The sequence below is a fragment of the Massilimicrobiota sp. An134 genome (assembly GCF_002160815.1).
Lineage (GTDB): Bacteria > Bacillota_I > Bacilli_A > Erysipelotrichales > Coprobacillaceae > Allocoprobacillus > Allocoprobacillus merdigallinarum.
Genome location: NZ_NFLH01000003.1, coordinates 127872 through 137535 on the forward strand (window position 1 = coordinate 127872; position 9664 = coordinate 137535).

Below are 9664 nucleotides of genomic sequence, written 5' to 3' on the forward strand. Positions count from 1 at the left end.
TTTAAGATTGCTATACTTTTTTAATGTTTTTTTGCTTTTTTGTTATAAACCAACCGAAACACATATTTTTTTGTATTTTAACTAAATATAGATATTATTTTTTGACATCTGTATACAATTATATCGGTATTGTATGAATGTTTAAACATTTTTTTCTATGATTTTATATCATTTTGTTGAATATGGACATCAATTTGTTGTGATGGAATTTTGATATTTTGTTCTTTGAAAATATCTCTGACTGCTACCCACAAATCATCATTCAAATCATAAAAATATTCATTTTTAGACCATACCCATATTTGCATGGAAACACTTCTTTCTTTATATTCGCCAATTTTCACAACTGGTGCTGGTTCCTTTAAAGCATATGGATGCTGATCTATAATTTTCATAAGAGCACTCTTAAATTTTTGAACATCGCTATCAGGATGTAATTCTACCGTCATAGTCACACGACGGATATCTTCATGTGAATAATTGACAAAACTAGATGAAACCAGATCATTATTAGGAATAACAACCATTTTATTATCAAATGTCATGACAATTGTATAGAGAAGCTGTATTTCCTGAACAGTTCCTACATAGCCATCTATTTCTATAATATCTCCTTTAATAAATGGTTTAGAAAATAAAATCGTAATACCTGAAGCAATACCTTTCATAGAGTCTTGCAAGCCTAATGCAATAGCAGCTCCAGCTGTCGTTAAAACGGCCACTAATGATGTTGTAGGTACACCTAACTGTGCAATGACAGTAATAATCACAATGATTTTTAATCCTATATTTAATATAGATATAACAAAATTCTCAATAATCGCATCAATCTGACTTCTTCTCATCATCTTTGAAAGAATATGTAATATTATTTTCACAGCATACCATCCAACTATAAATATAATGGTAGCTTCTATGACACTCATACCAAAGCCAGCATATTTTTCAATCAATCGATCTAGCATTTTCATTCCTCTTTTCTTTTTTCATTATCTTATCACATTCACAATCTATATCATATCTTTTTTGCAATTTTATATGAATATATCATTATTATTTTCACCCTAGAAATATATCTCAATGCACAAAAAGAGTTGCATTATTTTTTTATTTAGATACAATAATATTATTAACATAAGGAGGAATTTCATGAAAGTAGCAATTATGACTGACAGTAATAGTGGAATTACGCAAAGTGAAGCCAAGGAATTAGGAATTTTTGTTTTACCTATGCCTTTTACTATTGATGGTCAGGAATATAAAGAAGATATCAATCTGACTCAAGAAGAGTTTTATGATAAGTTAATGAATGGAGCTGAAGTTTTTACTTCACAGCCAGCCGCTGGAGAAGTGACGGCTTTCTTTGATCGTATTTTAGAAGATTATGATCAGATTGTGCATATTCCAATGTCAAGTGGTTTAAGTGGTTCTTGCCAGACTGCTATGATGTTAGCTGATGATGAAGATTATAAAGGAAAAGTCTTTGTTGTAGACTCACAACGTATTTCTGTGACTCAAAAACGGGATGTTTTGGATGCCATGGCATTAGCGAAACAAGGTAAAGATGCAAAAGAAATTCATGATATCTTAATGGAAAATAAATTCAATGCATCTATCTATATTACTGTGAACACTTTGGAATATTTAAAAAAAGGTGGTCGTATTACACCAGCTGCTGCAGCCTTAGGAGGATTATTAAAAATCAAACCTGTTCTCACAATTCAAGGTGAAAAATTAGATTCTTTCCAAAAAACACGTACAATGCAAAAAGCATCAAAAATAATGATTGAAGCCCTTCAAAAAGATATTAAAGAACGTATTGATCCCATACATGAAGATATGTCAGAGGCTCATATCATGATTGCTTATACATATGATAGAGATTTGGCACTTGAATTCAAAAAAGAAGTGGAAGAAGCTTTCCCAAATCATGAAGTCATTTGTGACCCACTTTCATTAAGTGTTGCTTGTCATATTGGACCTCATTCTTTAGCAATTGGCGCATGTAAAAAGATTTAACGGCTACTCAAAGGAGTAGCTTTTTTGTTAAATTCGTATCTTCTATTTGCATTTCACTATATTTTCAGTTATGATACAGTATGTCAATAAGATAGATTTTCATTTTTCAACATTTTTTTATCATAATAATAGATAAAATAGAGAGCACTAATGAAAAAACATATGAAAAATGGTATAATATATATAAGTATAGATACTTTCATCATGCTGTTGAAAACTATCTCAAAAAGACATTCATTATAAATCAATAGAAAGAAAGGTGAGAATGAATGGCAGATATGCCTCAAAAACGTTCTTTTCAAAGAAGAACATCCTATAATAATAAAAACAAACACAAAAAAGAATCATTATCCACTGATACAAAAGTTTTTGCTTTAGGTGGTCTTAACGAAGTTGGAAAAAATATGTATTGCATTGAACACAATGATGAATTGGTCATTATTGATGCCGGTGTTAAATTTGCAGAAGATGGACTTCCTGGAATTGATTACGTCATTCCAGACTATACATATTTAAAACGTAACCAAAAGAAAATTAAAGCTTTATTGATTACACATGGACATGAAGATCATATTGGAGGAATTCCTTTTCTATTACAGGTTGTGAACATTCCTTTTATATATGCTTCACCATTAGCTTGTGCCATGATTAGAAGAAAGCTTGAAGAAAAACGTTTAACTCAAGCCACAAAATTGATTCAAATCAATAATTTATCACAGGTTAAAACAAAATATTTTAATATTGGTTTCTTTAAAACCAACCACTCTATTCCTGAATCTTTAGGAATTGTTGTGAATACACCTAATGGTCGCATTGTTTCGACTGGAGATTTTAAATTTGATTTAACGCCAGTTGGTGATCCTGCTGATTTTCAGGTTATGTCCTTTTTAGGTGAAACAGGTGTGACTCTTCTTTTAAGTGATTCTACGAATGCTGAAGTTCCTAACTTTTCCATTAGCGAAAAACAGGTTGCTTATAGTGTACAAGAAGAATTCAGAAAGACGGAAGGTCGCTTAATTGTTGCGACATTCGCTTCTAACGTCCACCGTGTTCAACAGATTATTGATGCGGCTGTTAAATTCAATCGTAAGATTTTAGTATTTGGTCGTTCTATGGAAAACAATATTCAGGTTTCTAGAAAACTGGGATATATTAAATGTCCTGACCGTTTCTTTATTAAAAATGATGAAGCTAAAAACTTACCTGATAATGAAATTTTAATTCTATGTACTGGTAGCCAAGGAGAAGCGCTTGCTGCATTAAGCCGAATTGCGAATGGAACACATCGTCAAGTTTCTATTAAACCAGGAGATACTGTTGTCTTTTCATCAAATCCAATTCCTGGAAATGCCAGCAGTGTCAGCAAGGTTATCAATAAATTATACCGTGCTGGTGCCAGAGTTTTAACTAATGAAGCCATCAATAACTTACATACTTCAGGACATGCCTCTCAAGAGGAACAAAAATTAATGTTATTATTAACACGACCTAAATATTTCTTCCCTGTTCATGGGGAATACCGTATGTTAAAAATTCATGCGAAGTTATTTGAAGAAGTTGGACTCACAAAAGGAAACGCCTTTGTTTTATCTAATGGTGATTCTATTCTTTTACACAATGAAGAAGCACGTCTTGGACCACGTATTCATGTTGATGATATCTATGTAGATGGTAATGATATTACTGGTTTATCTACTGCTGTCTTAAGAGACCGTCAGATTTTAAGTGAAGATGGTATGGTTTCAGTCCTTATTTCTATGGACTCTCGCGGAGGATGTTTATTAAATAAACCAATCATTATGTCACGTGGTTTTGTGTATATGCAAGATAGCAAGGATATGATTCGTGAAGCTGAGTTGTTGGTTAGTCGAGAACTTTCTAAATTATTAAAAAGAAAAACAACTTTTGGTGAAATCAAAAATACAATCAGGGATACATTGGCTCCTTATTTCTATCAGAAAACAAAAAGAAATCCAATGATTATTCCTGTCATTATGAATAAAAAAGTATGAAAAAGCTGATTAGACGATTAATTTTATTATTAATCGTCTTTGGTTTATGTTTTCTCGGTTATTATGTTTATGCCATTTCACCAGAAGATTATGAATTTCATGAACAAAAATATATAAGTTCTCTTGTTTCTTCACAATTAAATGGCTTTAAAATTGCTTTCATATCAGATGTTAATCTCACTGACCAAGATAGCATCACACGTTTTGAAAAAATTGTTGATGAATTAAATGAATATCCATTTGATATGGTTATCTTTGGTGGAGATTTATATGATGAACAAGTTTTTAAAGCTGATGAAGTTTCTCAAATCTTAAAAAAGATTCAATGTCAGTATGGTAAATTAGCTGTTCTTGGTGAACATGATGAAGCTTCATCATTAGAAGTCACACAAGTGTTGAATAATGGTGGGTTTGAAGTTCTCAGCAATGAAACAAGACCTATTTATTATAAGGAAACCAATTTTACTTTAGTTGCCTATGATGATGAATATGATTTTTCTCAATTTAAAACATCTCAAGATAAATTGATTCTTGGCATTTCACACCAGCCTGATACATTTACACAAGCCAAAAATGTTGTGGATTTACAATTATCAGGACATAGTTATGGTGGTTCTGTATATCTGCCTTATTTGGGCGCTATGTTCCCAATCGAGGGAGCTAAGACTTATAATCATGGAAAATATGAAGAAAAAAATGCGACATTAATCGTTTCTAATGGATTAAGCGGTCCTTCTTCATTCCCATATAAAGTGTTATGTCCAAATCAGGTGAATTTTGTTGTCTTAACTGCAAAAAGCAACGATACTTCTCAGTAATCGTTGCTTTTTTCATTGCTTTTCATACCGTATTTAAGATGATATAAGGCTTCTAATACTTCAAAGATATATGTAATAGAAAATTTACCAATCAATGAGTGATGATCATTTCCTACTCTTAAAATCATATCGACCTTATCACTATATGGAAACTCCTCTAATTGTGTAATAGCAATCACATATGCTTCTGTCTTCACCAGTTCTCTCATTGTTTCAATATGATCTTTGAAAAAACCACCAGCAATAGAAGATACAATAATTAAATCACAATCCTTTAAAGTTTTATAAATGTTTTTTTGTTGTTCCAAAGGATACATAGCCACACAATCTTTACCCAAATAACAAAGTTCAATCTGTAATTGCATTGACACTGACTGAGTAAAGAAATTACCTGCAAAACAGATATGTTTGGCATCATGAATTTTATCTACAATATAGATCAAATCTTCATAACGAATATTATCATACGTATCCTGAAGATTGCGAATTACATTTTGAAAATGATTCTTAAAAATTTCTTTTCCTTCTCCTATTGTTTCAGGTGATGGAAGCTGATGATCGAAAAGTAATCTTTTTGCATCTTGATTAAAATAATGAAGATTCATTGTCACATCTTTTTTAAAATCAGCAAATGATTCATAATTCAATTTACGACAAAGTCTGGAAATAGTTGCTGTGGATACATAACACATTTTCGCAACATCAGTAATACTACTCTCTGGAATCTTATAAATATTCTGTAATATTTTCTTTGCTGCACCCCAATAAACATCATGAATATTTGTCATATTGATGAAGTTTATCAAATTATAGAAGGCACTTCTCATTGAGATTGTCCTTCCTCATATTTAATGACTGTAACCTCACCGTTTGTTAAACACAAACAATTCAGCTGACCTTTATTCCCTACTGCCAAACCACCATCAATTGCAATTTTATTATGATAATCTGGATCATACCAGATATCAAATGAATGATCATCATTAATAAAGCAACAAGGTGTATGTCCAAAGATGTACGTGTAATCTGGATTTGCTTCATTCAAATAGAAATATTCTCGAATCCATGCCAAAATTTCTTCATCATTTTCTTCTAATGGGATTTCTGGGTCTACCCCAGCATGTACCAATACATAGTGTTTTCCATTCAAATCTAATTCATAATAACTTGGCAATGAATCAATAAATGAAATTAATTCTTTGATAAACATACGTTTTAAATCAAAATACTCTTCATAAGGAATGTAATCTTTTTGTAAATACTCTCTAATACTATCAATTGTTTTATGCCCACCATTTTGTTTCCATAAACGATATGGGTTCGATCTTTCTGAATCCAAATCATTATATTTCAAAGCAGCCAACATAGATTGACGCATCATAATTTCATGATTACCCTTAATCATATGAATATTATCCATCGCCTTTACAAAATAATAAATATCAATACTATTAGGTCCACGATCCATAATATCCCCTAATATATAAAGTTCATCATTTTCAGTAAAACCAATACGCTCTAATAACAATTGAAGCAATACAAATTGTCCATGAAGATCTGATATAACAAATATTCTTTTTTCCATATATCATCACCCCATTACATTCTATCATAATTATATTTTTTTATAAACTAAACCCACTTTTATTTTAAAAAAAATTATGTCTTTAAAATCAAAACTACCCTTTAAAAGGGTAGTTTGTTCTGAGGCTATAAGCCTCGCTTACCTGCTCGCGTCTCAAGGCGCTGCTTTCACTTCGTTCAAGCTTACCGCTTTTGACTCTCGCTGTCCCTCAAAGGGACTTTTTCTCTACTTCCCTTTTGCTCCCTTCTTTTCCTTTGTTCTTTTTAATGCTTCTTGTTCTGCTTTCGAAAATGGATTTGCGTACTCTTTTACACTTAATTTGTCCATTGCCTGATCATGCATCTCCTGTTCGCGTATGTATTTCGCTACTGTCTCATCATTCAATCCGACTGTGCTGACTTATACCGATAAAATAATTATGCCGATTAAATTGAAATAATCATTGTATCATCATTAGTTTTTTATTGATTTATCGGCATAAAACATTTTATTGAGTCTATCTTTTTCTTCTTCAGATAAATTTTCATAATCATCTTTTATTTTTTCTCCATTTATCCTTTTCAGTATTTCTCTGATCATTTCCACATCAGTTTCTACATATATTTCGGTTGTCGATTCCTGCTCATGCCCCATAAGTTTTGCTATTTCTGCTCTGGACATGCCACTTCTATACAGTATTGCTCCAAACGAATGTCTCAACATATGCGGATGAAGTTTCGGTATGTCTATGTCAATTTTTCTTGCCATATGACTATATTTTTTTATTATTCGCTGAACATTATCTTGAGACATTTTATGCTTTCGACTATCATGAATCGTATAAACAAGATAATCTTCAGGTGAACTGTTTCGATGGAATAATTCAATATATATTTTCATGTTTTCTGTTAGCTCATTTGTTAGTGGTATGACACGTCTCTTACTTCCTTTTCCAGTTACGATTACATATGGATCTTTATTATTTAGATGTATGTCACTGATTCTACATTCAAGCATTTCATTCAGGCGTGTTCCAGTTGAAAACAGAAAAAGAATAATAAATCGATCACGTATTCCAGTTCTGTTTCTGGATGGTTGCTCCAAAAGTAGTTCCACTTGTTCCTTTGTTATCCAGTTATGCTGTTTCGGTATAATCTTTTTTGTTTTTATTTTACTGACACTTAATTGTAGAGGTACTAATGTAATATCATGATGTGCACAATATCTTATATATTCTTTGATTGATACTAGCTTTATGTTTCTGGTTGCCAGGGAACTACCATTATCCATGACATATTTCAAATATGATCTTATGATGTTGTCATTAATATCGTTGAATATTATCTTCTCAATATCCATATTTAGCACTTCTGTCAGGTATTTTCTAAAAGAATTCAGACCGTTTATATAGGTTTCAATGGTCTTATCACTTTTGAGTTCTGTTTTCATATGTTCAATAAAACTGTTGATATGTATAAAAAACGGTTCAGTCTTCTTCATATGAAACACCAATCCCTTCAGTGATTGCAGACATCTTTTCTCTGTATTCAGGTACAAGCATTTCAACCAAATGCAGATAATACATCGTTTCGTTGACTGATTTATGTCCCATATATTGGCTCAGGTATTTGATCCAGTTTTCAAAACTTTCACCTTCATCCAAACATTTTCTCATACTGTTGACTGCGAATAAATGACGTAGTCCATGCACTGTTGGTTTTATGGAAAATTCTCTATTCAATAAAGTTAACTCAAGCACCTTGTCAAAGAAATCATCAATATTATGTTTAGTCAAACGTGTCTTATCATATGATGGCTGAAAGAAATATTCTCTATTCAAAATGATGCCTGAATATGCATCGTTGAAGCGAATGCATAATTCTTTCATGCTTTCACTCATATAGACCGTTCGATCCTTGTTTCCTTTGGAATGATATATACTAATTGTTCCATTCTTTAAATCAATGTCTTCCATCTTGATATGACATGCTTCTGAATTTCTTAGTCCGCAGGTATAGATCAATCTAAAAATAATGGGAATGATATATTCTCTGTTAGGAGAACGTATATGCGGTTTGATATTATCTGCTCCTCTAAAAAATCGTACCAGCTGATCATCATCAAACAGTGATATCACTTTATGGGGGCCTAATCTGATGGAGTAATCAGGAATATATGCCGATATGCCAATAGAATTCAAATATATACCTAAATATTTTATAGTGCTTATTCTTTCAGAAATAACGTATCTTGATTTTGTTTTTATCGAATATATCCATTCATCTGATATTTCTCTAGTTAATTCTTTTCTGTTTTGATAATGTTTATCATAATATTTGTCCAGCTCCTTTAGTCTTGAATCAAGATAATCAAGTCTGTATCCTAAATGATTGAACATTTTTTTGGTTGGCTCAATATATTGCTTCAAATAACTCATTAGAATAGACCTCCTTCATAGGGAAAAAGATCAATTGATAATGCACATCTTTTCATCTTCTGTTTATCTGTTGACAGATATTTATCAACAGTAGCGTTGTTGATATGACCAAGTGCAGCTGATATCAATGATACATCTGCTCCTGCAGTCAACAGGCTGGAAGCGAATGTTCGTCTTAATATGTGAATTCCAAACTGATTTGGCTGATCTTCTTTTTTTAGAGATCTGAATCTTCTAAAAGTTCTTATTGAAGTATTATGCGTCAATTTTCTAACCTGACCAATTGACGTGATGAACACGTATTGACAGTCACATTTTCTTCTTTCATTCAATAGATAATCAATGATTGCCTTAGAAACTTCACTATCAAATGGCAATGATAATGCAACATTTGTTTTTTTCTGGATGATATGGATAGTTTTATTTTTCATGTCAATATTTTCAAACTTGAGATTAAAGATATCGCACATTCTCAATCCGCATCTTAGAGCCAGGAGATAGATTGCTTTGTTTCTTAGGTTGCTGGGGAAATCATGATATGATTCAAGTAACACAGACATCTGTGCATCATTGTAGGTTGTTACTATGCGACGAATATCATTTTTCTTTGTAATGCATGCAAAATGAATATTACTATAGGATGTCAGATTTCTATCTTCTAAATAGCTAATAAATTTTCTAAGACCAATAATTTCTGCAGATATGCCTGCTATCTTTCTATTTTCAAAATGTTCAGATAGAATATAATTCGATATCATCTGATGACTGATATCTTTTGTATTGAACACATTATTGTTTTCTAAATACACGAGAA

The 9664-nt window shown here is 31.7% G+C and carries 9 protein-coding genes and 1 pseudogene; 3 read left to right on the forward strand and 7 right to left on the reverse strand.

The genetic code is table 11. The annotated features are described in order from the left end of the window. Nucleotides 1–155: 155 nt before the first annotated feature. Entirely contained in the window at nt 156–971 is an 816-nt protein-coding gene (locus tag B5E79_RS02585; RefSeq protein ID WP_087296857.1) for a mechanosensitive ion channel family protein, read from the reverse strand. A 178-nt stretch (nt 972–1149) separates the two neighbouring features. Here B5E79_RS02585 and B5E79_RS02590 point away from each other — a divergent pair, with 178 nt between their 5' ends. The 3 genes from B5E79_RS02590 (at nt 1150) to B5E79_RS02600 (ending at nt 4849) form a co-directional block, all read left to right on the forward strand. After that, nucleotides 1150–2019, forward strand: coding sequence for a DegV family protein (locus B5E79_RS02590; protein WP_087244499.1), 870 nt, complete (start codon nt 1150–1152; stop codon nt 2017–2019). 269 nt (nt 2020–2288) lie between these two features. Beyond that, on the forward strand, nt 2289–4031 hold the full coding sequence (rnjA, locus tag B5E79_RS02595) for a ribonuclease J1 (RefSeq protein WP_087244498.1): 1743 nt from the start codon (nt 2289–2291) through the stop codon (nt 4029–4031). Next, the gene (locus B5E79_RS02600) at nt 4028–4849 is read left to right on the forward strand and encodes a metallophosphoesterase (RefSeq protein ID WP_087296858.1); all 822 of its coding nucleotides are present in this window, start codon (nt 4028–4030) and stop codon (nt 4847–4849) included. Before rnjA ends, B5E79_RS02600 begins: the two co-directional genes overlap by 4 nt. On the opposite strand, the gene B5E79_RS02605 is transcribed toward B5E79_RS02600, so the two are convergent. From B5E79_RS02605 to B5E79_RS02630, 6 genes and pseudogenes are all read right to left on the reverse strand, one after another. Beyond that, entirely contained in the window at nt 4843–5676 is an 834-nt protein-coding gene (locus B5E79_RS02605) for a MurR/RpiR family transcriptional regulator (RefSeq protein ID WP_087244496.1), read from the reverse strand. The genes B5E79_RS02600 and B5E79_RS02605 overlap by 7 nt on opposite strands. Further along, nucleotides 5673–6434, reverse strand: coding sequence for a metallophosphoesterase (locus B5E79_RS02610; protein ID WP_087244495.1), 762 nt, complete (start codon nt 6432–6434; stop codon nt 5673–5675). Before B5E79_RS02610 ends, B5E79_RS02605 begins: the two co-directional genes overlap by 4 nt. 225 nt (nt 6435–6659) lie before the next feature. After that, nucleotides 6660–6833, reverse strand: a pseudogene (locus B5E79_RS13770) (IS200/IS605 family transposase); the annotation flags it as partial. A 54-nt stretch (nt 6834–6887) separates the two neighbouring features. Next, a complete protein-coding gene (locus B5E79_RS02620) occupies nt 6888–7913 on the reverse strand; it encodes a tyrosine-type recombinase/integrase (protein ID WP_087245007.1) in 1026 nt (341 codons plus the stop codon). Then, the gene (locus B5E79_RS02625; RefSeq protein WP_087245008.1) at nt 7900–8850 is read right to left on the reverse strand and encodes a tyrosine-type recombinase/integrase; all 951 of its coding nucleotides are present in this window, start codon (nt 8848–8850) and stop codon (nt 7900–7902) included. Before B5E79_RS02625 ends, B5E79_RS02620 begins: the two co-directional genes overlap by 14 nt. Further along, a partial coding sequence (locus B5E79_RS02630; RefSeq protein WP_158095454.1) for a tyrosine-type recombinase/integrase occupies nt 8850–9664 on the reverse strand: 815 nt, incomplete at its 5' end. The genes B5E79_RS02625 and B5E79_RS02630, both read right to left, overlap by 1 nt.